The 23655-nt window shown below is 62.7% G+C and carries 23 protein-coding genes; 12 read left to right on the top strand and 11 right to left on the bottom strand.

Going from position 1 to position 23655, the window contains the following annotated elements:
• Positions 1-23 precede the first annotated feature (23 nt).
• The 3 genes from trxA to GOX53_RS14230 form a co-directional block, all read right to left on the bottom strand.
• Positions 24-941 (bottom strand): thioredoxin, encoded by a 918-nt coding sequence (gene trxA, locus GOX53_RS14240; protein WP_171177434.1) that lies wholly within the window; start codon positions 939-941, stop codon positions 24-26.
• A 99-nt stretch (positions 942-1040) separates the two neighbouring features.
• Positions 1041-1829 (bottom strand): exodeoxyribonuclease III, encoded by a 789-nt coding sequence (locus tag GOX53_RS14235; RefSeq protein ID WP_171177432.1) that lies wholly within the window; start codon positions 1827-1829, stop codon positions 1041-1043.
• 209 nt (positions 1830-2038) lie between these two features.
• Positions 2039-2725: a response regulator transcription factor gene (locus GOX53_RS14230; RefSeq protein WP_171177430.1), complete on the bottom strand. Its 687-nt coding sequence runs from the start codon at positions 2723-2725 to the stop codon at positions 2039-2041.
• Positions 2726-2888: 163 nt separating this feature from the next.
• On the opposite strand from GOX53_RS14230, the gene ribA reads away from it, so the two are divergent.
• Together ribA and GOX53_RS14220 are read left to right on the top strand one after the other, a co-directional pair.
• Positions 2889-3983, top strand: coding sequence for a GTP cyclohydrolase II (ribA, locus tag GOX53_RS14225; protein WP_171177428.1), 1095 nt, complete (start codon positions 2889-2891; stop codon positions 3981-3983).
• Positions 3980-4480: a L,D-transpeptidase family protein gene (locus GOX53_RS14220; RefSeq protein WP_171177426.1), complete on the top strand. Its 501-nt coding sequence runs from the start codon at positions 3980-3982 to the stop codon at positions 4478-4480. Before ribA ends, GOX53_RS14220 begins: the two co-directional genes overlap by 4 nt.
• Here GOX53_RS14220 and GOX53_RS14215 read toward each other — a convergent pair.
• Entirely contained in the window at positions 4464-5123 is a 660-nt protein-coding gene (locus tag GOX53_RS14215) for a YggS family pyridoxal phosphate-dependent enzyme (RefSeq protein WP_171177424.1), read from the bottom strand. The genes GOX53_RS14220 and GOX53_RS14215 overlap by 17 nt on opposite strands.
• Positions 5124-5225: 102 nt before the next feature.
• A complete protein-coding gene (locus GOX53_RS14210; RefSeq protein ID WP_171177422.1) occupies positions 5226-6212 on the bottom strand; it encodes a porin in 987 nt (328 codons plus the stop codon).
• 277 nt (positions 6213-6489) lie between these two features.
• Here GOX53_RS14210 and GOX53_RS14205 point away from each other — a divergent pair, with 277 nt between their 5' ends.
• The 5 genes from GOX53_RS14205 (at position 6490) to GOX53_RS14185 (ending at position 11994) form a co-directional block, all read left to right on the top strand.
• On the top strand, positions 6490-6969 hold the full coding sequence (locus GOX53_RS14205) for a DUF3576 domain-containing protein (RefSeq protein WP_171177421.1): 480 nt from the start codon (positions 6490-6492) through the stop codon (positions 6967-6969).
• 72 nt (positions 6970-7041) lie between these two features.
• On the top strand, positions 7042-9711 hold the full coding sequence (gene leuS / locus GOX53_RS14200) for a leucine--tRNA ligase (RefSeq protein ID WP_171177419.1): 2670 nt from the start codon (positions 7042-7044) through the stop codon (positions 9709-9711).
• Between the two features lie 83 nt (positions 9712-9794).
• Positions 9795-10292 (top strand): LPS assembly lipoprotein LptE, encoded by a 498-nt coding sequence (lptE, locus tag GOX53_RS14195; protein ID WP_171177417.1) that lies wholly within the window; start codon positions 9795-9797, stop codon positions 10290-10292.
• Complete coding sequence (gene holA, locus GOX53_RS14190) at positions 10289-11317, top strand: DNA polymerase III subunit delta (protein ID WP_171177415.1); 1029 nt, start codon at positions 10289-10291, stop codon at positions 11315-11317. Before lptE ends, holA begins: the two co-directional genes overlap by 4 nt.
• A gap of 83 nt (positions 11318-11400) precedes the next feature.
• Positions 11401-11994 carry a glutathione S-transferase family protein gene (locus tag GOX53_RS14185; protein ID WP_171177619.1) on the top strand — a complete coding sequence of 198 codons (594 nt, stop codon included), beginning with the start codon at positions 11401-11403 and terminating at the stop codon, positions 11992-11994.
• Positions 11995-12091: 97 nt separating this feature from the next.
• On the opposite strand, the gene GOX53_RS14180 is transcribed toward GOX53_RS14185, so the two are convergent.
• Positions 12092-13288 (bottom strand): TIGR03862 family flavoprotein, encoded by a 1197-nt coding sequence (locus GOX53_RS14180; RefSeq protein ID WP_171177414.1) that lies wholly within the window; start codon positions 13286-13288, stop codon positions 12092-12094.
• Positions 13285-14586, bottom strand: a complete 1302-nt coding sequence (locus GOX53_RS14175) for a mechanosensitive ion channel family protein (protein ID WP_371810316.1) — start codon at positions 14584-14586, stop codon at positions 13285-13287. Before GOX53_RS14175 ends, GOX53_RS14180 begins: the two co-directional genes overlap by 4 nt.
• Positions 14587-14689: 103 nt before the next feature.
• On the opposite strand from GOX53_RS14175, the gene GOX53_RS14170 reads away from it, so the two are divergent.
• Entirely contained in the window at positions 14690-14980 is a 291-nt protein-coding gene (locus tag GOX53_RS14170; protein WP_171177618.1) for an HNH endonuclease, read from the top strand.
• Here GOX53_RS14170 and GOX53_RS14165 read toward each other — a convergent pair whose 3' ends face one another.
• From GOX53_RS14165 to GOX53_RS14155, 3 genes are read right to left on the bottom strand one after another with little or no spacing between them, the layout of a single operon-like run.
• Positions 14981-15718, bottom strand: coding sequence for a VOC family protein (locus GOX53_RS14165; protein WP_171177410.1), 738 nt, complete (start codon positions 15716-15718; stop codon positions 14981-14983).
• On the bottom strand, positions 15715-16323 hold the full coding sequence (locus GOX53_RS14160; protein ID WP_171177408.1) for an enoyl-CoA hydratase/isomerase family protein: 609 nt from the start codon (positions 16321-16323) through the stop codon (positions 15715-15717). Before GOX53_RS14160 ends, GOX53_RS14165 begins: the two co-directional genes overlap by 4 nt.
• Entirely contained in the window at positions 16320-17069 is a 750-nt protein-coding gene (locus GOX53_RS14155; RefSeq protein WP_171177406.1) for an SDR family oxidoreductase, read from the bottom strand. The genes GOX53_RS14160 and GOX53_RS14155 overlap by 4 nt, the downstream gene beginning before the upstream one ends.
• 135 nt (positions 17070-17204) lie before the next feature.
• On the opposite strand from GOX53_RS14155, the gene GOX53_RS14150 reads away from it, so the two are divergent.
• Complete coding sequence (locus tag GOX53_RS14150; protein WP_171177404.1) at positions 17205-18728, top strand: DUF2125 domain-containing protein; 1524 nt, start codon at positions 17205-17207, stop codon at positions 18726-18728.
• An 83-nt stretch (positions 18729-18811) separates the two neighbouring features.
• Here the strand turns inward: GOX53_RS14150 and GOX53_RS14145 are convergent, their stop codons facing one another.
• Positions 18812-19246 (bottom strand): potassium channel family protein, encoded by a 435-nt coding sequence (locus GOX53_RS14145; RefSeq protein WP_171177402.1) that lies wholly within the window; start codon positions 19244-19246, stop codon positions 18812-18814.
• A gap of 182 nt (positions 19247-19428) precedes the next feature.
• Between GOX53_RS14145 and GOX53_RS14140 the strand changes: the two genes are divergently transcribed.
• Genes GOX53_RS14140 through GOX53_RS14130 form a run of 3 tightly spaced genes read left to right on the top strand, consistent with a single transcriptional unit; the run spans position 19429 to position 23511 of the window.
• Positions 19429-20076 (top strand): ABC transporter ATP-binding protein, encoded by a 648-nt coding sequence (locus GOX53_RS14140; protein ID WP_171177617.1) that lies wholly within the window; start codon positions 19429-19431, stop codon positions 20074-20076.
• The gene (locus tag GOX53_RS14135) at positions 20073-22487 is read left to right on the top strand and encodes an FtsX-like permease family protein (protein ID WP_171177401.1); all 2415 of its coding nucleotides are present in this window, start codon (positions 20073-20075) and stop codon (positions 22485-22487) included. Before GOX53_RS14140 ends, GOX53_RS14135 begins: the two co-directional genes overlap by 4 nt.
• On the top strand, positions 22477-23511 hold the full coding sequence (locus GOX53_RS14130) for a lipocalin-like domain-containing protein (RefSeq protein WP_171177400.1): 1035 nt from the start codon (positions 22477-22479) through the stop codon (positions 23509-23511). Before GOX53_RS14135 ends, GOX53_RS14130 begins: the two co-directional genes overlap by 11 nt.
• The last annotated feature ends 144 nt before the right edge of the window (positions 23512-23655 follow it).

Raw genomic sequence — 23655 nt, 5'->3', positions numbered from 1 at the left:
CCGAGTGTAGCCCTGATCCGGATTTAGGCAAATATCATCGAGCTGAGCTTGCGTCGGCCGTTCAGCACCACCGGATCGTTCGGCTTGAGCGCATCGAAGATGGTGAAAAGCTGCGTCTTGGCGGCCGCGTCGTTCCACTCGCGGTCACGGCGGAACAGTTCCAGCAGTTGCGCGACAGCCTCTTCGACATCGCCATTGGCATGCAGCGCCTGCGCCAGATCGAACCGGGCCTGATGGTCGTCCGGGTTGGCCTCGACCGCGGCGGTCAGATCGGCCACAGGGCCGGCATCGGCGGCCTGGCGGGCTAGCTCAAGCTGCGCATGGGCCGCTTCCAGTTCGGGCGAGGCCGAAATCTCGGCCGGGGCGCCGTTCAGAACCGCTTCGGCCTGATCGAGATCGCCTGTGGCGATGTGGGCGCGCACTAGACCGCCATAGGCGGCGGCGTGCTTTGGATCTTCGCCCAGAATGGCGGCAAAGGTCTGGGCCGCATCGACCGCAGCGCCCTGCTCCAGCATCTCTTCGGCGGCGGCCACGGCATCGGCCAACTGGTCCCCGGGCGCCTCTCCACCGCCTGCAGCGATCGCGCGGTCGACAAAGGCCTTGATCTCGGATCCGGACACCGCACCCTGGAACCCATCGACCGGTTGGCCCTTGTAGAAGGCATAAACCGTCGGGATCGACTGCACTCGCATCTGGCCCGCGATCATCTGATTTTCGTCAACATTGACCTTGACCATCTTCACCGCGCCCTTGGCGGCGGTCACGGCCTCTTCCAGCTGCGGGCCAAGCGTCTTGCAGGGGCCGCACCACGGCGCCCAGAAATCCACGATCACCGGAACCTGCTGGCTGGCCTCGATCACGTCAGTCATGAACGTGGCCTCGGTCGTGTCCTTAATCAGGTCGGGGGCTGAGGCGCCATCTGCGCCGCTTAGAATTTCCATGGCTCATATTCTCCGGTTCGGACTTGGCCTCTATATGCAGCGGCTGAGCTGGGAAACCAAGAGAGGAGTTGATGCTTATTTCGGCTCGTGTGCCTGACCTTACAGATCGAAGGTCGCAAAAACCGGCGCGTGATCGCTAGGTTTCTCCCACCCGCGCGCATCACGCAAGATGCGGCTGGAATGGCCGGAATTCGCGATATCGGGCGTGGCCCAGACATGATCAAGCCGCCGACCCTTGTCCGCCGCATCCCAGTCGCGCGCACGGTAGGACCACCAGCTATAGAGCTGCCCCTCGGGAATGTCCCGCCTCGTGATGTCGATCCAGCCGCCCGCGTCCTGTGTCTCGGCCAGATGCTCGACCTCGATAGGCGTGTGCGAGACGACCTTGAGCAACTGCTTGTGCGACCAGACGTCATCCTCACGCGGGGCAATGTTGAGGTCACCCACCAGGATGGATTTCTCGGGCGTCTCGGCCCGGAACCAGTCGCGCATATCGGTAAGGTAGTCGAGCTTTTGCCCGAATTTCTTGTTCACCTGGCGATCCGGTACATCGCCGCCGGCAGGGACATAGAAGTTATGGATGATCACGCCGTTTTCGAGCCGCCCCGCCACGTGACGGGCATGACCCAGACCGGCGAAATCCTTGTCACCAATATCCTCGATCGGCAGGCGCGACAGGATGGCGACGCCGTTATACCCCTTTTGCCCGCGCGCGATCAGGTGGGAGTATCCCAGCTCGGCAAACGCCTCGGTCGGGATCTTTTCGACCGGCGATTTGCACTCCTGCAGGCAGAGCACATCCGGCGCCTCTTCCTGCAACAGCTTTAGCACGATGGGTTCGCGCAGGCGGACCGAGTTGATGTTCCAGGTGGCGAGGGTAATGGGCATGGCGCGTCTTCCACTGTCGGATTTTCGCGCAGCCTAACGTGAGGGCGCCCGGGATGCCATGGGGCAGGTGCCACAAAAAAGAGGCCGGGCACGAGGCCCGGCCAGTCCAACAGGGAGGTACATGTCATAACCCGGACATGCGCGGGATGGTTGAACTCTAAATATGTGACCAAAGTATCACTTTGATCCAAATCAATCTACCTTTGCATTTAAGAAACCAGCCGATACCCGCCGGATTCCGTCACCAGAAGGCGTGCGTTCGAGGGATCGGGCTCGATTTTTTGGCGCAAACGGTAGATATGGGTTTCCAATGTGTGCGTGGTGACGCCCGCATTGTAGCCCCACACCTCATGCAGCAGCACATCCCGCGCCACAACACCGTCGGTTGAGCGGTAAAGGAACTTGAGGATGTTCGTCTCTTTCTCGGTCAGCCGGATTTTGCGGTCCTCTTCGGTGATCAGCATCTTCATCGCCGGTTTGAACGTGTAGGGCCCCAGCACGAAAACCGCGTCCTCGGATTGCTCATGCTGGCGCAGCTGGGCACGAATACGGGCCAGCAGGACCGGGAACTTGAACGGCTTGGACACATAATCGTTGGCGCCGGCGTCGAGGCCCAGAATGGTGTCGGCATCGCTGTCATGACCGGTCAGCATCAGGATCGGGCTCTTGACCCCCTGCTTACGCATCAGACGACAAAGCTCACGGCCATCGGTATCGGGCAGACCCACGTCCAGGATGACCAGATCGTAAATCGCCTCTTTCGCCCGCTCCATCGCACCCTGACCATCAGCGGCTTCGAACACGTCGAAATCCTCGGTCATCACCAATTGCTCGCTGAGCGCCTCGCGCAAATCCTCGTCGTCATCCACCAGCAGGATCTTCTTGAGCTGAGCCATTTCCCGGTCCTCCTTTGCCGTTTCGCAACACTTGAGCGTGGACTGCTCCATCGGCAAGATATGCTGCAATTCTCTCACGCCCTCGTGTCTGTAGTCCGGGATTTGTTTCACATTTCTTTCAGGAACGACTAGGTAAGGCGCTGAACGTTACAGGATAACAGGCATGAGTCTCATTCCCGACATCACCGAACTCTTGGCGCGGGCGCGGGCCGATCTGCGGATGGGGGTGCCCGTGGTGCTGACCGATGACACCGGGTTCAGCGTGCTGTCGCTGTCGGCCGAGGCGCTCAGTGCGCAGCGGCTGGCGGATCTGCGGGCACTGGGAGGTGAGCCGGTGATTGCGATCACTGTGCGACGGGCCGAAACGCTCAAGGCGCGGGCCTATGACGGCGATCTGGCGCGGGTCCTGATCCCGGCGGATGCGGACCTTAGCTGGGTGCAGGCATTGGCCGACCCGTCCGACGATCTGAACGCGCCGATGAAGGGCCCGCTGATGACCGAGCGGCAGGGCAGCGCCAACCTGCATCGGATCGCCATCGCGCTGACCAAATCCGCGCGACTGTTGCCCGCAGCCGTGGTTCTGCCCATCGAGGACGGGAGCGGCTTTGCCGCAGCACACGGCCTGACCTGCATCGACCACGCCCGCGCCGCGCCGCATCTGACCGAACGCAGCCCGCTGCGCGAGGTGGTGGCCGCACGCCTGCCGATGGAAGTGTCCGAGGCTGGGCGCCTGCATGTCTTCCGCCCCGACGATGGCGGCGAAGAGCATTACGCGGTCGAGATTGGCCGCCCCGACCGGGACAAGCCGGTTCTGGCCCGGCTGCATTCGGCCTGTTTCACCGGCGACCTGATGGGCAGCCTAAAATGCGACTGCGGCCCGCAGTTGCGCGGCGCGCTGGCGCAGATGGGGACCGAGGGGGCGGGTGTGTTGCTGTACCTCAATCAAGAGGGGCGTGGGATTGGCCTGGCCAACAAGATGCGCGCCTATTTCCTGCAGGATCAGGGGTTCGACACGGTCGAGGCCAATCACCGGCTGGGGTTTGAGGATGACGAGCGCGATTTCCGTCTGGGCTCGGACATCCTGAAATCGCTGGGGTTCCGCTCGGTGCGTTTGTTGACCAATAACCCGGCCAAGATCGCTATGATGGAGCACACTGGTATCGCCGTAACTGAGCGCGTGCCGCTCAAAGTCGGCGAAACCGCGCATAACCGCGGCTATCTGGCCACCAAGGCGGCCAAGTCGGGCCATCTGCTGTGAACCCACACGATCTGGTGCTGGCGCCGCTAGGTGTGCGGTTTTACGGGCGGCGGTTTCCCTGCGCCATCGGTAAGGGCGGGCTGAGCGCTGACAAACGCGAAGGCGATGGCGCCACGCCAACTGGCATCCATCGGATCGTAGGCATGCTTTATCGCCCCGACCGGATCACGGCCCCTGCCCCTTGGGCGCGACCCATTGGCCCCGGCGATCTATGGTCGGACGATGTGCGGGACGCGAGTTACAATCGTCTGGTCCGCGCGCCTTATGGGCATAGCTACGAACGGCTGCGCCGCGCCGATCCGCTCTATGATCTGGTGCTGATCACTGACTGGAACTGGCCCGATGCGGTACCCGGGCGCGGCTCGGCGATCTTTTTACACCAATGGCGCCGTCCCGGCTATCCGACCGAGGGTTGCGTTGCCTTCCGTCGCGACCACCTGCGCTGGATCGCGGAACGCATCGCGCCTGGCACCCGGTTGATCATCCCTGAGGTCTGACCCGCTCACCAAAAATGGCCGAACCCACCCGCACATGGGTCGCGCCCAGCGCGATGGCGGATTCGAAGTCGCCGCTCATGCCCATGGACAGGCCTTTTAGTCCGTTACGCTCGGCAATCTTGGCCAGAAGAGCAAAATGCAGCGCGGGTTCTTCGTCAACCGGCGGGATGCACATCAACCCTTGGATCGGCAGATCGAGCGCGCGGCACTCGGCGATGAATTCGTCAGCGTCAGCGGGCATGACCCCGGCCTTCTGCTCTTCCTCGCCGGTATTCACCTGAACGAATAGGTCCGGGCATTTGCCCAGCTCCTGCGCCAGCCGCGCCAGTGTCTTGGCGAGTTTGGGCCGGTCGACCGAGTGGATCGCGTGGCACAGCTCCATCGCCTGCCTCGCCTTGTTGGTCTGCAAAGGGCCGATCAGATGCAGGTCGATCCCGTTGAACCGCTCCATGAAGCCGGGCCATTTGCCCGCGGCCTCCTGCACCCGATTTTCACCGAAACAACGATGCCCCTGCTCCAACACCGCTTCGACCCGCTCGTCGGGCTGAACCTTGGATACGGCGATCAGCTTGACCGATCCTTCGGGACGGCCAGCCGCCTGTTCGGCCTTAGCAATGCGGGCGGTGATGTCTTGCAGCGGCATGGGGCTCCTCAAGTCTGCTTTGCCGGCAGAGAAACACCATGTGGCGGCAAAAGAAAAGGGCAGGTCCGAAGACCTGCCCAAAACCTTGCGGTTTACGTCGACTTAGAAGTCGAAGCGTGCACCGAAGTCTGCGCGGAGATAGTCATCACCTGCAGTACCCGGATCGATGCTGCCGATACCACCACGCAGCGAGGTACCGCCGCCCAGATCGTGGATGAAGCCAAGACCAACATGCCGTTCGTCAGCATCGCCCGAACCGTCGCCATAGGCGAAGGTCACCGTGGTTGCGGCGCCAACTTCATAGGCAGCCGACACACCATAGAAGGTGTCCGAACGGCTAGCGTCTTCGGTTGTACCGGTTGCGTCAGTCACGGTTTCGTCACCAACGAACAGAGTACCCGAGAAGGGACCCCAGTCGCCGCCCAGAGTCAGAACCAGCAGTTCTTCGTTGGCGTCGTTTTCACCGTATGCGATGGCCGCGGTGATGTTGTTGAACGAGTAAGTCGCGCTCAGGTCCCAGCGGTCGCCACGGTTGTCTGCGTCGATCGGAGCGCTGTTCTCATCATACGATGCAGCAAAACCGAAATCGCCAACCGCGTAGTTGAAGAACACACCGTTGCTGCCTGCGCCAGTCGACGAGTAGCCCATGAAGCTATAGTCAACAGCCGAGTACTGACCGACGAAGTTTTCCAGGCCAGGCTCGTTGCCGTAGTAGTTGGCCAAGTTGTCGATTGCGCCAGCCACGTTGCCGACGTCGACACGCAGACCGCCATATGCAACGGTGAAACGTGCACCGTTCAGACCGGCTGCGTTTGCTTCGCCGCTGTCAGCATCTTCGTCAGCCTGCAGACGAACACGGCCCGAGAACTCAACGCCGCCATCGGATTCGGCAACGGCATCGATGTTCAGACGGAAGCGGTGCACCAGGATGGTGTCGGACACGCCGGCGTCGCCACCATTGAGTTCACGATCTTCCAAGTAGCCAAGGCCGAACCGGCCATAACCGCTCATGCGGATGTTTGCGATGTCTGCGGATGCAACGGTTGCAGTTGCCATCAGCGCAGTAGTCGCGAAGAGAACTTTTTTCATCTTGTTTCCCTCGGTTCTTAAGATTCTACTCGACACATGCCTCGTCGCACATGTCTCAGCACGCACACCGTGTCGCTCTTTTTGGGTGGTTTGCGCAAGCTTGCCTTAAATTGATCCCGCCCATTCGCCCGAAATTGGTGCAAGGATGCCACAGTCTTAAGCAGCCCCGGATTGGACAGCCAAGAATACATCCATAAAGAATAGGGTTGTTGCGGCCCAAGGGCTTGTCTAGGAGTAATGCCTGACAAGTTGATCCAAGTAACAGGACCTGCCCGATATGCGCCGGCTGACGATTCTGGGTTTTATTGTGCTGATAACCGCCGTAGCCGCTTGCGGGAATCGGAGGAGCGGCCCGCCCGCCTTTAATGAAAACGTGATCGGTGGGAATCCGGACGACACCTTTGACGAAGATCGCTCGACCATCTGGGACATCTTCGACCGCTCCAATGCCGAGCAAACGACTCAGGTTAACCGCTATCTCTGGGCTGCCACACTGGATGTTCTGAGCTTTCTTCCGGTGCAGTCCGTCGATCCGTTCACCGGCGTCATTGTCACCGGATACGGCACCCCTCCGGGTGGCGGGCGGTCCTATCGCGCAACCGTGCATATCAAGGATCCCGCGCTTGAGGCACGTGCATTGAATGTTGCCCTGCAGTCCAGCGGTGGCCGCGCGGTCAGCCCGGCAACAACCCGCGCAGTCGAGGACGCAATCCTGTCGCGGGCGCGTCAGCTACGCATCGCCGACGGCAGACTCTAGAATCCGGACGAGATACGCTCTATCACCACGCCGGGTTCACACCCGGCGTTTTCATTCACGAAGGACCGCACGATGTCGCGCTACTCCGCCACCGAAATCGAAGCAAAATGGCAAGAGGCCTGGGACAAGGCCGGGATTTTCACTGCGACCCGGCATGGCGACAAGCCCAAATACTACGTGCTTGAGATGTTCCCCTACCCTTCGGGACGCATCCATATGGGGCACGTGCGCAACTACACGATGGGCGACGTGATCGCGCGGCACAAACTGGCGACCGGCCACAACGTGCTGCACCCGATGGGCTGGGACGCGTTCGGGATGCCGGCGGAAAACGCCGCAATGGCCATTGGCGGTCATCCGAAGGAGTGGACCTATGGCAACATCGCCGACATGCGCGGGCAGATGAAGCCTCTGGGGCTTTCCATCGACTGGTCCCGCGAATTTGCCACCTGTGATCCGGAATACTACGGCCAGCAGCAGGCACTGTTCCTGGATATGCTCAACGCGGGTCTTGTCTATCGCAAGAACGCCGTGGTGAACTGGGACCCGGTGGACATGACCGTGCTGGCCAACGAGCAGGTCGAGAACGGGCGTGGCTGGCGCTCGGGCGCGCTGGTCGAGCGGCGCGAGTTGACGCAGTGGTTCTTCAATATCTCCTCAATGTCCGAAGAACTGCTCTCGGCGCTGGATACGCTTGAGAACTGGCCCGCCAAGGTGCGGTTAATGCAGGAGAACTGGATCGGCAAGTCGCGTGGCCTGCAATTCTCGTTCGAGCGCACCGATGCCGCAGAGCCAATCACCGTCTACACCACCCGTCCCGACACGCTGTTGGGCGCGTCTTTTGTCGGCATCTCGCCAGATCATCCGATTGCCAAACAGCTTGAGGCCGAGAACCCGGAAGTCTCTGAATTTGTTGCGGAATGCCGCAAGGGCGGCACCACGGAAGAGGCCATCGAGACCGCCGAGAAGCTGGGCTATGACACCGGCATCCGGGTGAAACACCCGCTGGATCCGAATTGGGAACTGCCGGTCTGGATCGCGAATTTCATCCTGATGGATTACGGCACCGGTGCAGTCTTTGCCTGCCCGGCGCATGACCAACGCGACCTGGACTTCTGCCGCAAATACGACCTGCCCGTGATCGATACGTTCTTTGCACTGGGTGATGATACGCCGGTCGACAAGATCGCTTTCGTCCCCCCCAAGACCGAAAAGGTGCGCTGGGTGGATCATTTCGCCGGTCTGACCGAAGCCACGGGTGATGAAGCGATCAACGCCACCGTGGATTTTGCTGAAAAGGCGGGTTGGGGCGAAGGCGTCACCAAATACCGCCTGCGCGACTGGGGTCTGTCCCGTCAGCGTTATTGGGGCTGCCCGATTCCGGTGGTGCATTGTGACAGCTGCGGTGTGGTGCCCGAGAAGAAAGAGAACCTGCCCATCCGCCTGCCCGATGACGTATCGTTCGACAAACCGGGCAACCCGCTGGACCGCCACCCGACCTGGCGTGACTGCGAATGCCCCTCCTGCGGAGCGCCCGCCAAACGCGAAACCGACACGATGGACACCTTCGTCGATTCGTCATGGTATTTCGCCCGTTTCACCGCTCCCCACGCCAACACACCCACCGATCTGGCCGAGGCGGAATACTGGATGAATGTCGACCAGTATATCGGCGGCATCGAGCACGCGATTCTGCACCTGCTCTATTCCCGCTTCTTCGCGCGGGCGATGCAGATCACCGGGCACCTGCCGAAAAAGGCCATCGAGCCCTTCGATGCACTGTTCACGCAGGGCATGGTGACACATGAAATTTATCAAACCCGCGACGATAAAGGCCGTCCGGTCTATCACCTGCCGGAAGAAGTTTCCACAAAAGCAGTCTATGAAGCCGCGAACGCAACTGTCGAAGCAAGCGGCGATGTAACATTGCCTGCAGTACAAGTTTCGGGCAGCGCTTTGGTAACTAAACCTGACGGGCAACCCAGAGTCGAAAGAGAAACAGGCTTTGTTCTAAAGGCTACCGGAGAAACAGTTGAAATCATCCCCTCGGCCAAAATGTCCAAGTCCAAGAAGAACGTGGTCGATCCGGTCAACATCATCTCAGCCTTCGGCGCCGACACCGCGCGCTGGTTCGTACTGTCCGATTCGCCGCCCGAGCGCGACGTGGAGTGGACAGCCGCCGGTGCCGAGGCCGCGCACAAACACCTGAGCCGCGTCTATCGCATCGCCTCCGAGGTCGCCGCATCGGACAACCCCGCCAATGGCGAGGACGAAGCCCTGCTGCGCGAGATGCACAAGACCATCCATGACGTGACGGTGGGCGTGGAATCCTTCGGATTCAACGCCTCGATCGCCAAGCTCTACGCCTTCACCAACACGCTGGCCAAATCCAAGGCAGGCACCACCGCCAAGCGCGAGGCAGCCAGGACGCTGGCACAGCTCATGTCGCCGATGACGCCGCATCTGTCCGAAGAACTCTGGCAGTTGCTGGGAGGCGAAGGGCTGATCGTCACCGCACCCTGGCCCGTGGCCGACGAAGAGATGCTGGTCGATGACACCGTCACCCTGCCGATCCAGATCAACGGCAAGCGCCGCGCCGAAATCAGCGTGGCCAAGGATATGGACAAGGCAGAGGTTGAAAAAGTCGCGCTCAGCACCGAAGCTGTGCAGAAGGCGCTGGATGGCGCTGCGCCAAAGAAGGTAATCGTTGTCCCGGGCCGGATCGTGAATGTCGTTGTCTGAAGCATGCCGCGCAAAAGTGGGAACCGGTTTTGCGCTATAAGGTATGCTGCGCTGAACGATCCATGCGGGTGGAGAAAATGCAAATGAACGCAACACGCGTGGTCCGCAGAACTCTGCTGATGCTCCCGCTGGCGATAGCCGCCTGCGGGTTCGAACCGGTCTATGCCCCCGGAGGCTCGGGCGCGGCACTAGATGGCAAGGTTCAGGTCTCGGCTCCGAACTCGGTCGAGACCTATCTGCTGGTGCAGAATCTCGAACAGAGGCTGGGGCGCCAGGCGGGCTCGGGAGCCGACTATAACCTGAATGTGCGGCTGAATACCTTCCGTCAGGGTCAGGCCATCACCGCGACCAACGAAACCACCCGTTTCACCATCGTCGGCAAAGTCAGATACACCCTGACCCAGATCGACAACGGCGCGGTCGTGGCCTCGGGTCAGGTGGACAATTTCACTGGCTACTCGGCCACCGGCTCAACCGTGGAAACGCTGGCGGGTGAGCGCGATGCGCGCGAGCGGTTGATGACTATTCTCGCCGATCAGCTGACCACGCAGCTCATTGCCACGGTGGACCTGCCCTCATGAAACTCAGCCCGCGCGAGGCGGACGGCTATTTCGCCAAGCCCGACGCGGGCAAGGCGGGGCTGCTGATCTACGGCGCGGACGCGATGCGGGTGGCGCTCAAGCGGCAGCAGGTGATCGGTGCGCTGCTGGGTGACGGGGCCGAGGAAGAGATGCGGCTGACCCGTATACCGGGTTCCGATCTGCGTGGCGATCCGGCGCTGCTGCTGGACGCGATCAAGGCGGTTGGGTTCTTTCCCGGACCCCGGGCGGCCTTTGTCGAGGACGCCACGGACACCGCCGCCCCGGCGATTCTGACCGCGCTCGAGGATTGGACCCCGGGTGATGCGCAGATCGTCGTCACAGCGGGCCAGCTGAAACCCAGCTCCAAGATCCGCAAGGCTTTCGAGACGCATCCCAACGCCTATGCGGTGGGTATCTATGACGACCCGCCCTCGCGCGCCGAGATCGAGCGGACGCTGGCGCAGGCTGGAATTCAGGCCGTGCCGCGCGATTCGATGGCTGCGCTCACCGATCTAGCGGGCGAGCTTGGTCCCGGAGACTTCACGCAAACCATCGAGAAATTGGCGCTCTACAAGCGCGGCGACGCGTCGGACCTGACGCTTGAGGATATCGACGCCTGCGCCCCGCGCTCGACCGAGGCGGCGCTGGACGATGTGCTTAACGTGGTGGCCGAGGGCCGCACGGGTGAGATCGGGCCGCTGATCCGCCGCCTCCAGGCGCAGGGCACCAACGCGGTCTCGCTCTGCATCGGCGCCACCCGCCATTTCCGCACGCTCTATGCCTGCGCCTCGGACCCCGGCGGCGCGGCGCAGGGCATCGGCAAGTTGCGCCCGCCGGTCTACGGTAAGCGCCGCGACCGCATCCTGCGGCAGGCGCAGGGCTGGGGAGCGCCCAGGCTGGAAACCGCGCTGACGGTGCTGACCGATACCGACCTACAACTGCGATCGGCAGGCCAAGTGGCGCCCGCCATGGCGCTGGTCGAACGGGCGATGATCCGTCTGGCGATGCTGGCCCGCTCACGCTGAGGTGACGTGACCGGGTGTTCCCCTTGACGCCCAAACGCATCGCCTCATCCTTCGATGCGAACGGATCAACAGGGATTGCCGCCATGTACAAGCTTTACGGACGTATCCAAAGCCGTGCTTCGCGGGTTCTGTGGCTGCTCGAAGAGTTGGAGCAGGAGTACGAATTCATCGATGTGGGTCCGCATGACCCGCAGGTGCTGGAGGTGAACCCGTCCGGCAAGATCCCGGTGCTGGTGGATGGCGATACGGTGCTAACCGATTCCTGCGCGATCATGACCTATCTTGCGGATAAACACGGCGCTTTTACCCACCCGGCGGGCACCCCGGAACGCGCCCAGCAGGATTCGCTCCTGCTCGCGCTGGTCGATGAGTTCGACGCGCTGCTCTGGACGGCCACCCGGCACAAGTTCATCCTGCCCGAGGACAAAAGGGTGCCGCAGATCGTCGAGACCTCGAAATGGGAGTTCGACCGGAATTTCCAGAGGATGGGCGAGCGGTTCCGGGGCCCGTTTCTGCAGGGCGAAAAGATGACAATTGCCGATATACTGTGTGGTCACTGCATGAGCTGGGCAAAGGGGTTCGATTTCCCGATGAATTCCGAGACGCTGAGGGCCTATGGCAATGAGTTGCGCAATCGCCCTGCATTCCAACGCATGGGCGCCCTGGCGGAGAGCTGAGCGCGACGTTAGCCAAGGGCAGCCAAGGCGTTTGCGAACGCCTTGAAGCGGTTTGAAAACCGCTTAAGCCGCGTTCAAGCGGCTCGTTCGCCTCTGACTATGCCTGTGCCTGGTCCTGCTGACGCAGCCAGCTTGCAGCAGAGCGGCCCGCCCAGCGACCGGTGGCAAAGCAACCGGTCAGCAGGTAGCCACCCGTCGGCGCCTCCCAATCCAGCATCTCTCCGACGCAGAAGACCCCCGGCAGCGCCTTCAGCATCAGTCCGTCATCAAGTGCCGCGCTTGCCACGCCACCAGCGGTCGAGATCGCCTCGTCTATCGGGCGCAAACCGGCATGACGGACTGGCACCGCCTTGATCAGCCGTGCCAGATCCGAGGCGTCCCGCGGCAGAGGCCGCCCGAACTCCATCAGCAGCGCCAGCCGCCCGGGCCCCAGTTTCAACGCCTTGCGAAGATGGTTCGACAGGCTCGCCTTGCCGCGCGGTCTGGAGAGACGGCGGGCCACGTCCTCAATCGGCAGGTCGGGCAGCATGTCAACGCTCAGCACCGCACCTTCGCGCACCGCCTTGCAGATCGTGTAAACCCCCCCGCCTTCCAGACCCCACTCCGAGATCACCGCCTCGCCCCGGGTCCGCACACCGCCCGCCTGCAGAGCGACATTCTTCAGCGGGTGGCCAAATCTTGATCGCGTGTGCTCCGACCAGTCCACCAGGAGACCCGCATTGGCAGGCGCGAAAGGCGTAAGCTCGACACCCTGCCCCGCCAATAACTGCGCCCATGCACCGTCCGAGCCCAACCGAGTCCAACTCGCCCCGCCCAACGCCAGCACCGTGGCCTGTGCCGCAACCCGCTGCACGCCCTCGGGCGTGTCGAAACGCGGCGCCTCATCCTCCCAACCGGTCCAGCGCCAGCGGGTCCGAATCTGGACCCCCAGCCTGCCCAGCCGCTCCAGCCAGGCGCGCAACAGCGGTGAGGCTTTCATCGCCTTGGGAAACACCCGCCCAGTCGAGCCGGTAAACAGCTCCTGCCCCAAGCCGCGCGCCCAGTCCTGAACTGCTTGGGCATCGAAGTCGGCGATCATCGGATGCAGCCAGTTCTCAGCCGCATCGTAGGCGCGCATCAGATCGTCGAACGGTTCGTCCTTGGTCAGGTTCAACCCCGATTTGCCCGCCATCAGGAACTTGCGCGCGACCGAGGGTTTGGCCTCGGCCACCAGCACCGAGATACCGGCGCGGGCCAGCTCCTCGGCAGCCATCAGCCCCGCCGGTCCGGCCCCGACCACAACCGCTTGCGTCATCCCGTGCGGGTCTCGATCGAGCCCGAAAGCTCCACCACCCGATGCGGATAGGGAATCTCGATCTCATGCTCTTTCAGCGCGTTCCAGATCAGGAACAGTACATCCGACATGAACTTGTTGCGGCCGTCATCAATCCCTTCGACCCAGAACTCGACCGCGAAATCCACCCCGCTGTCGCCGAATCCGCGCAACTCGCAATCGGGCGGAAACGGCTTGTCCAGCACGCCGGGGTGCTTAGCCACCGCCGCCTCGACCAAAGCAGGCACCTTATTGATGTCGGTGTCGTAACTGACGGAAAACGGCGCCTCATACCGGTTGGCCGAGCCGCTGTCCGAGAAATTGACCACGCGGGTGGTGATGAAATCCTCGTTCGGGACCACGATCCAGCGCCCGTCATAGGTTTCAAGGATCGCCGCGCGGGCGCCCATCTTGACGATAATGCCGGCCTCGCCGCCATCGAGTTCGACATAATCGCCCACTGTCGCTTGCCCTTCCAGCAGCAGGATAAGGCCGGAAATGAAGTTCGATGCGATCTTTTGCAGACCGAAGCCCAGCCCGACACCAATCGCACCGCCGAGAACCGCCAGTGAGGTCAGGCTGATGCCCATGATGTTCATCACCAGCAGGAAGGCGACGCCAAATATGCCGATCTCGATGGCCTTGGCAGTCAGTTCGCGCATGGCCGGGCGCATATCCTCCTGCTTTTTCAGGAATTGCGCGGATTGGTCGTTGGACCACCGCCCCAGCCAGAAGATCGCGCCACCCACGACGATGAAGCGCAGCGCGAACAGCAGCGAAAAGGACAGGTTTCCGAGTGGTACGATGGTCTCATCCAACTTGGCCATCACCGGTTCCAGCAGGCCCAGGGCATAAAGCGCGGCGACCGGGATCAGGACGTAGCGGCCCAGAAGCTTCATCAGCGGGTCGGTGATGATCTCGCGCACCAGGATGCGGGCGGCGAGGAACAGGAACACGCGCTTGCCAAAGGCAATCACCGCGCCCGAGCCAAAGAGCGAGCGAGTGACGCTTTCACCAATGCCGGTGAAGGCATAGGCCAGAAGCGGCAGCAGCAGTGGTACGAAAATCAGGATGAACCGGCGCGTCTTGGCCACCGGCCCTTGCTGCTCTTCGGACGGGGTCAGCAAGCGTGTCAGCGGTCCACGCAGCCGCCGCGCCACCAGCAGCGCCGCCAGAAAGGCTACCACCAACAGCGCGAATTGCGACCACGCGGCAGGGCTGGACACCCATGACAGTGCGGTATCACGCAAGCGCAGGGACTGCTCGGTCAGTTCCTGCATAAAATCAAATCCGACTTCCATTGCTCCCTCACGCCAACCCGTTACCATTCGATGCAGTGTCATGTCTGTCTACGACGTGGACGGCAAGAAAAACAGGACCCTAATGACCGAACCGATTTGTCTGCTTTGCGACCGCCCGATCCCCGATGGGTCCGGAAGCCTGCACCATCTGATCCCCAAGCTGAAGGGTGGCAAGGGCGGGCCGACGGTGTTGCTGCACCAGATATGTCACAAGGAAATCCACGCCACGCTGACCGAGACAGAGCTGGCGCGCGACTACAGCACCGTCGAGGCGCTGCGCGCCCATCCCCGGCTGGCAAAATTCCTTGGCTGGGTGCGTAAACGCCCGCCCGGGTTCCGGTCGAAAGTGCCGGGCAAGCGGCGGGTGCGGTGATCAGCCGGGCAGAAGCGGATCACCGAATGCGTCGCTTGCGGCCTCTGTCAAACCTTCGATCTCCATCCCGCGATAGTCAGGCGTCGGCACGAAGCTCGCGCCAGGAATGTGCTGGAATTCCAGCGTGGTGTAGGGGCGCTTCCACAGCCATTCGCGGTTATTGGCTGACCACAGATCGGGATCAGGCGGGGTGTCGACAGTGAACGCGTAGAAGTGCAGGTCAAAGCCGTAGGGTGCGACTTCCTGAATTGAAAGCAGCCGCATGCCCAGCGCTTTACAGCGCGTCTCCTCCGCCGCGATATCGCCGGTGCGCAGGGTGATCTGGCCGATGCAGGCCCCGGCGAAGGGCTGGGCAGGATCGCCTGCACCCCCGGGCCGGTTGCCCTCGAAATCATGTTGCAGCAGCTCGATCACGAACCCCTCGGGATCCGCCAGATGGCACATGTAACCGATATCGAGGAACTGGTGCGGGTCGCTGACCTCGACCCCCTGTTTGCGCAGATAATCGGTGGCTAGATCGACATTGGGCAAGGTGATCCCGATCTTCCAATAACGCTGGCCCCGGTCATGAGTATATGCTCCGCCGCCCGGCATCAGCAGCAGGTCGGCATCTGCGCCGTTATAGCCCACCCGCCAGTTGGCGCCCTGAGGCCGGGCCGTCATGCCAAGAACATCGGCGTAGAACCGGGCCAGCCTTTCGGGATCGGCCACGCGCAGCCGCAACGCTGAAAGTCTCATCGACACATCTCCGCAATACCTACAGCGATCTTGGGCCGGGCGGCCACACTGTCGGCCACCAACTCGCGCGCAGTGGGCATCAGCGCGTCGGGTTCAACGATGCGGTCCACAAGGCCAAAGCCATAGGCCTCCTGCGCCGTGATTTTCTGGCCCGCCATGAAGATCAGCTTGGTGCGCGAAGGCCCGATCAGGGCGGCCATGCGTTTGGGGTCCGAAGGCTGCGGCAGAAAGCCCAGCTTCATCACCGGGTAGAAGAACTTGGCGGCAGGCACGGCGATGCGTAGATCGCAGGCCAGCACCATGCCATTCGCGCCACCCGCCAGCGTCCCGTTCAGTGCAGCGACGGTCAGGCAAGGCAGCGCGGCGATGGCGTTCGACAACCGCTCCCACAGGTCCGAGGTGGCAAGACCCGCCCGCGCCTCGTCCAGATCGGCCCCGGCGCTGAATACGCTGCCAGCCCCAGTCAGGATCAACGCCTTGGCGTCAACCGCGGCCTCAGCGATCCCGGCCAGTTCCGCCAGCATCGCACCGGTCAGCGAATTGGCCTTATCGGGACGGTTGAGGGTGACAATCCACAATCCGTCCTCTTTCACCAGATCGATCATGTCAGCCCGGCCCGCTTGCGGATACCCTCATCCCGCAGCGAGATTTCAGTGCCCAAGAACTCATCCGCATCCGACGAGCACATCCACAACAGCGCCCTTGCAGGCCAGTCGGCTGGGATGTGCGCCTCCCAATCCAGCTGGCTGACCGGGTTGATGCCAGAGGCCTTGATCTCGCGCTGCATCTGGGTGGCAACGGTGCCAGGAGACAGGCCCATGGCACGGATGCCGTGATGCGCCTCTTCCAGATGCACGCAATCGGTCAGCATCGCCGCACCGGCCTTGGAGGCGCAGTAATGGCTCCATGCCTCGACCGGGTTATGGGCGGCCCCGGACGAGATGGTCAGGATGGTCCCCCCGCCGGCTGCGCGCATGACCGGCAGAGCCGCCCGCATCCCGTAGAACACGCCCTTGAGGTTGATGTCGATGACCTGCCCCCATGCAGCCGGGTCCGCGCGCGCGATATGGGCGATGGGCTCGATCGCCCCGGCATTGCCGATCAGCACGTCCAGACTGCCGAAATGCGAGACACAGGTGGCCACAGCCCGCTCGACCTGGGCGTAGTCGCCGACATCGCAGGGCAGCGCCAGAGCGCGCTCTCCAATCTCGGCAGCCAGTGCGGAAATCGCCTGCCCGCTGCGCGCGACCAGGGCCACATTTGCACCGGCTGCGGCAAAAACGCGCCCGGTCTCGGCCCCTATGCCGCGACTGGCGCCGGTGATCAGAACAGTTTTCCCTTGCATATCCATCGTCAAACCCCTGTTGTGACGCCCTTTCCGAAAGTCGTACTTTGCCAAGGGGGAGAAGGTCCAGCCCTTGCCCCCTTGACGCCCGCGCCGCCACACCCGACGATATATGCGACATTGATCAAGAAGGGTTCCCTTATGTCTGTTTTCCTCCGCCGCAGTTGCGGCGCAGTTATTGCCTATGCCGTTGTTTCTCAGAGTGCCTGGGCCGATCTCACAGCCAATGACGTCTGGGCCGACTGGCAGGCGTATCTGGGCGGGATGGGATATGAGGTTTCCGGCACGGCCAGCACCTCGGGCAACGTGACCACCGTTGCCAATGTGTCCCTCGCGATGGACCTGCCGGAACAGGACGGCCAGTTCACCATGAACTTCCCCGAAATGACGATGACCGAAAACGGTGACGGCACCGTCAGCATCGGCTTGCCCGCGTCATTCCCGCTGGTGATTGACGGCACCGCCGATGATGAGGTGTTCAAGGCCGCGCTGACCTATTCCCATGACGGCATGACCATGCTTGTTTCGGGCTCGCCCGAGGACATGACCTACGACTATTCGGCAAGCCGGCTTGGCGTGGTGCTCGACTCGGTCGAGGCGGATGGCGAAACCATTCCCTCGGATGTGGTTAAGGTTGCCTTTGACATGACCGGGGTTGCGGGCACGTCCCGCATGGTCATTGGCGAGAACCGCGACGTCGATCAGAGTTTCACCGCCGATGGTCTGACCTACGATATCGCCTTTGACGATCCCGAATCCGACGATCAGGGCAAGTTCAGCGGCAAGATGGATGCGCTGACCTTCAAAGGCGCCGGGATGATACCCATGGGGATCAACGCGGCAGATTATCAGAGCATGATCGAGGCCGGGTTCAACTTTGCAGGTGCGTTCACCTACGGCGCCGGCAGCTCGGACATTTCGGGCACCGGGGATGGCGAGCAGTTTGGAATGCAAAGCAGCTCACAGGGCGGAACTTTTGAGATTGCGATGGATGCCGACCATATCGGCTATGACATCGCGCAGAACAGTGTCGAGCTGTCTGTCACCTCGCAGGACCTGCCCTTTCCCATCGAACTGGCAATGGCTCAGGCTGGGATCAAGTTCGACGTTCCCGTGCAGGCCTCGGACGAAGCGCAGCCTTTTGCGTTTGGCATGAACCTGACCGATTTCACCATGTCCGACATCATTTGGGGCATGTTTGATCCTGCTGGCGCGCTACCTCGCGATCCGGCAACCATCGCGCTAGACGCAACAGGTACCGCCAAGGTGCTGGTCGATTTCCTCGACCCGACCGTGGCTGAGACGCTGGATGCAACCGAAGCAGCCCCTGGCGAGCTGGAAACGCTGGCGATCAACCAATTGACCGTGTCGATGGTCGGGGCAAAGCTGACCGGGACCGGTGCATTTGAGTTTGACAATTCCAACCTCGAGGCCTTCGACGGCATGCCTGCGCCCTCGGGTGAGGCGAACCTGCAGCTTGTAGGCGCCAACGCGCTGATCGACAAGCTGATCGGCATGGGTCTGATGTCGGACAGCGACGCCATGGGCGCCCGGATGATGATGGGCATGCTGGCCGTACCGGGCGACGCACCGGACACGCTGAACTCGAAGATCGAGATTAACAAAGAAGGCCACATTTCGGCCAACGGTCAGCGGATCAAGTAATCCTCGGCTTAGAAACGAACCGAAAGGCCGCCATCCGGCGGCCTTTTTTTTGGTTGCGATGTGACCATCCGGATTGGTTCGCTTCATGACAAAAAGCGATCCTCGAACACGCGGGTCATCAGCGCCACCATGTAAGCGGTGGAAAGACCAAACGCCAGCAACCCGGTAACAGACGCGAAGGCACCAAATATTCTCAGATTCTCGCCCAGAACGATGTCGCCATATCCCAGTGTCGTGAAGGTCACGAGCGAGAAATAGAGTGCGCTGTTCCAGTCGGGCAGCACCGAACTGAAGACCCAAACCATCGCCCATATCCAGACCTGTATCGTGTGGGTTAGCACGATGAACCCCAGCGCAACCGCAATCGGCGAAGCGGTTTGGATGGTGTGGCCCTTGCTCGCCCATTTCTCGGCCAGCCGTCGAATGACCAGGGTGCACCAGGTCAGCATCACGATCTCGATCACGAAACACAGGCCCAGATACATGCTGCCCCAGAGAATTTGTTGTGACAGTGTCATGCGACCGGCCTCATCTGCTGCTCAATTAAAGTTTGCGCTCAGAATGGACGGAGGTTTCACGAGGAACAAGCCCACAGGGTTGCTCCCGCTGCGGCTGCGGCGAATGGCTCCGCTGTCGGATCCGCGCTGGACACTTTTGTTGCTTGGTACACATTGTGGCTCCACCAAATATCGAGGGCCGGATGCTGCTGACCATCGACCATGTGCACAAGACCTACCCCGGTGGCCGACCGGTGTTACAGGATGTGTCTTTGACGTTGGAGGCCGGGCAGACGCTGGCGCTGACCGGCGAAAGCGGCAGCGGCAAGAGCACGCTTTTGAATCTCGCCGCCGCACTGGATGGTTTTGGCGCGGGCGAGATCACCTTGGACGGTGTGACACTCTCGGCGCTCGATGATGCGGGCCGGGCAGCGCTGCGGCGGGATCGCGTGGCGCTGGTGTTTCAGCAGTTCAACCTTATCCCCTCGCTAACGGTGGCCCAAAACCTGGCCTTTCACGCGCGTCTGGCGGGGCGGCTGGACACCGGCTGGCTGGCCGAGCTGACCGACCGGCTGGGCCTTTCCGATCTGCAATCGCGGTATCCCGAACACCTCTCGGGCGGCCAACAGCAGAGGGTGGCGATCGGACGGGCGGTGGCGGTGCGGCCCAAGCTGCTGCTGGCGGATGAGCCTACCGGCAATCTGGATGAAACCGCCAGCGCGTCGGTGCTGGGCCTGATGCTGGATCTGGTCAAAGCCTCAGGAGCGGCACTGTTGCTGGTCACCCACTCGCCCGAGATCGCCGCTCAACTCGACCGGCGCGCGCATCTGGCGGGCGGGCGGATCGCATGATCCGGCCTGCGGTCCAGGCGCTCTGGTCGCATTGGCGGCGCCACAAGGTGCAACTGGTCACCCTGCTGTGCGGGCTCGCTTTGGCGACCGCACTCTGGTCCGCCGTGCAGGCGATCAATTCCGAGGCGCGGGCCAGCTATGCCCGGGCCAACGCGCAGCTTGCGGTGGGCCAGTTGGACGAATTGCACGCGCCCGGCGGCTCCATCCCCCTGTCCCGCTATGTGGTCCTGCGGCGGGCTGGATGGCAGCTGGCAGCGGTGCTCGAAGGGCGCTTGCGGGTCGGCGGGCGCAGCCTGCGGCTGATGGGGGTGGACCTGCTGAGCTACCCTCCGCTGCCTGCGATTGAAGATGCAGAGCGTGGCAAAACCCCACCCGACCCGGCAGATGCCCTGACCGCGCCGGGGCGGCTGTTTGCCCGCTCCGAGCTGACGCCGTTACTGGCCGCGCAAACCGCCCTGCCGCCGGTGATCGCAAGCGAGGCGGTGCCGCCGGATCTGATTCTGACCGATATCGGCGTGGCCGAACGGCTGCTGAACAAGCCCGGACAGATCACCCGACTGGTGATCCTGCCCGATCAGCCCGTTGGCCTGCAACCACTAGCCGAACTGGCGCCGGAACTGGAGCGCAGGCCGCCCGAGGCAAGGACCGACACCGCGCGGCTGACCGACAGTTTTCACTTCAACCTGACGGCCTTCGGACTGCTCTCATTTGCCGTGGGGCTGTTCATCGTGCATGGCACCGTGGGGCTGGCGATGGCGCAGCGGCGAGGGATGATCCGCACCCTGCGCGCACTGGGTGTCCCGTTGCAGCTGCTGACCTGGCTGATCCTGGCCGAGCTGCTGGTGCTGGCACTGCTCGGCGGCGCCATTGGTCTGATCCTGGGATATCTGTTGGCCGGGGCGCTCCTGCCCGACGTTGCGGTAACCCTGCGCGGGCTCTACGGCGCGCCGGTGGATGGACAACTGGCGCTGCGCTCGGCCTGGGTGGCCTCAGGGCTGGCGATGGCCGTGGGCGGCACGATAATCGCCAGCGCACAGACGCTCTGGCGCCTATCGCGGATGCCGCTGCTGGCCGCCCCCGGCGCGCAGGCGTGGCGGATGCAGGCGGGGTCCGCATTGGTCGGGACCGCTGCCGGTCTCGCTCTGATCGCGGGCGGGATCATGGCCGTGCTTTTGTTCGACGGGCTGGTGGCCGGCTTTGCGTTTCTGGGCGGGCTGCTGATGGGGGCGGCACTGCTGCTGCCGCCGCTTCTGTCGCTCATATTGCGGCTTTGCGCCGAGCGCGCGCGGTGCCCGCTGGCGCAATGGGTCTGGGCGGATATGCGGGCGCAACTGCCGGGGCTGTCGCTGGCGCTGATGGCGCTGCTGCTGGCGCTGGCGGCCAATGTCGGGGTGGGCACCATGGTGTCGAGTTTCCGTCTGACCTTCACAGGCTGGCTGGATCAGCGCCTGACCTCCGAGCTGTACATCACCGCCCGGGACGACCAACAGGGCGCCGAGATCGCGGACTGGCTCAGCCAACGCGCCGATGCGGTGCTGCCGATCCGGCGGACCGAACTGGCGCATGAAACCGGGCCATTGTTTCTCTACGGCATCGTCGATCATTTCACCTACCGTAAGAATTGGCCACTGATCGCGTCGGACCGGGATGTCTGGGACCGGGTTAACGCTGGAGAAGCCATTCTGATCAACGAGCAACTTGCGCGCCGCGCCAATCTCTGGCCCGGCGACCGTCTGACCGTGCTGCCGGGGTGGGAATTGCCGATTGCCGGGGTCTATTCGGATTACGGCAACCCGACGGGTCAGGCCATCGTCTCGGTGGCGCTTCTGAACACACATGTTCCCGGCACCTCCAATCGCCGCTTCGGTGTCCGGGTCGCGCCCGGGAAGGCTTCGGATCTGGCACAAGCGCTGCGCACCCGGTTCGAGTTGCCGCCCGGCGCGGTGATCCATCAGGCCGCGCTCAAGGCGCAGTCGATGGTGATTTTCGAAAAGACCTTTGTGGTGACTGCCGCCCTGAATATCCTGACGCTGGGTGTGGCCAGCTTTGCCATCCTGACCAGCCTGCTGACACTCTGGACCCAGCGCCTGCCGCAATTGGCGCCGGTCTGGGCGCTGGGGCTGACGCGTGCGCAACTGGCGCGGCTGGAGCTGATGCGCAGCGTGCTGCTGGCGGCGTTGACCGCGCTGCTGGCGCTGCCGCTGGGGTTGCTGCTGGCCTGGGCACTGCTGGCGGTGATCAATGTCGAGGCGTTCGGGTGGCGGCTGCCTATGTATCTGTTCCCACTGGATTGGGTCCGGCTGCTGGTGCTGGCCCTGTTAGCCGCCGCTCTGGCGGCCGCGATACCGGCGCTCCGGCTACGGCGGCTGCCGCCCTCGGACCTGCTAAGAGTGTTTGCCAATGAACGTTAAGGCCCTCGCCCTGCTCCTGTTCCTGCCCATCGCCGCGATGGCGCAGGGCTTTGCCGGGCTGGGCACTGGGGCCGAGGGCTTTGCCGTGCCGCAACGCGGCTACGAGTTCGACTTTCCTGCCGATCACGGCCCCCACCCGGCGTTCCGTATCGAATGGTGGTATGTGACGGCGACGCTCACCGGCGAGGATGGCCGGGACTACGGCATCCAGTGGACCCTGTTCCGTTCGGCGCTGAAACCGCATGAGGCCGAAGGCTGGCAGAGCCCGCAGCTCTGGATGGGGCACGCCGCCGTCACCACACCCGACTACCACCGCTTTGCCGAGCGCCTGTCGCGCGGAGGGATCGGGCAGTCAGGTGTCACCGCCGCGCCATTTTCGGCCTGGATCGACGACTGGCAGATGACGGGGCCGGATTTCGACGACCTGACCCTGACCGCTCGCGGCGCCGATTTCAGCTATAACCTGTCTCTGAGGGCCGAGGGACCGCTGGTTTTTCACGGCGAAAACGGGTTTTCCGTGAAATCGGCGGACGGGCAGGCCAGCCATTACTACTCGCAGCCCGCCTATGCGGTGACCGGAACGCTGCACCTGCCCGAAGGCGGTGTCGTGGTGACCGGTCAGGCCTGGCTGGACCGTGAATGGTCCTCGCAACCCTTGTCCGAGGATCAGACCGGTTGGGACTGGTTCTCGCTGAGCTTCGACACCGGCGCACGGCTGATGGCGTTTAGCCTGCGCGGCGGGCGTGGGGATTTCACCTCGGCCACCTGGATTGCAGCTGACGGTTCGACCACGGCGCTGCCCGATGGGGCCATCATGGCCGAACCGCTTGAGCAAACCGATCTGGAAACCCGCCGCGTGCCGACTAAGTGGCGGCTGAAGGTGCCCGCCTATGATGTGGATGTCACCGTCGCGGCCCTTAACCAACGCGCTTGGATGGGCACCCGGTTTCCCTATTGGGAAGGCCCGGTTCACATCACAGGCAGCCATACCGGGCGTGGTTATCTTGAGATGACCGGATACTGACCGGGAACCCGCGCACTGAGGTGACGCAAGGGCAATTCCACCTCAACTGTTGCAATACGTGCAAAGGCCCGAAAAGATACGCGCCATGATGGCTGGCAACACAGCCGACCGTCTCTCAGGAGACGGGAGAACAATAAAACTGGG

It is taken from the genome of Ruegeria sp. HKCCD8929 (assembly GCF_013031405.1).
Classification (GTDB): Bacteria; Pseudomonadota; Alphaproteobacteria; order Rhodobacterales; family Rhodobacteraceae; genus Ruegeria.
This window is presented reverse-complemented; position numbering and strand designations above follow the sequence as displayed.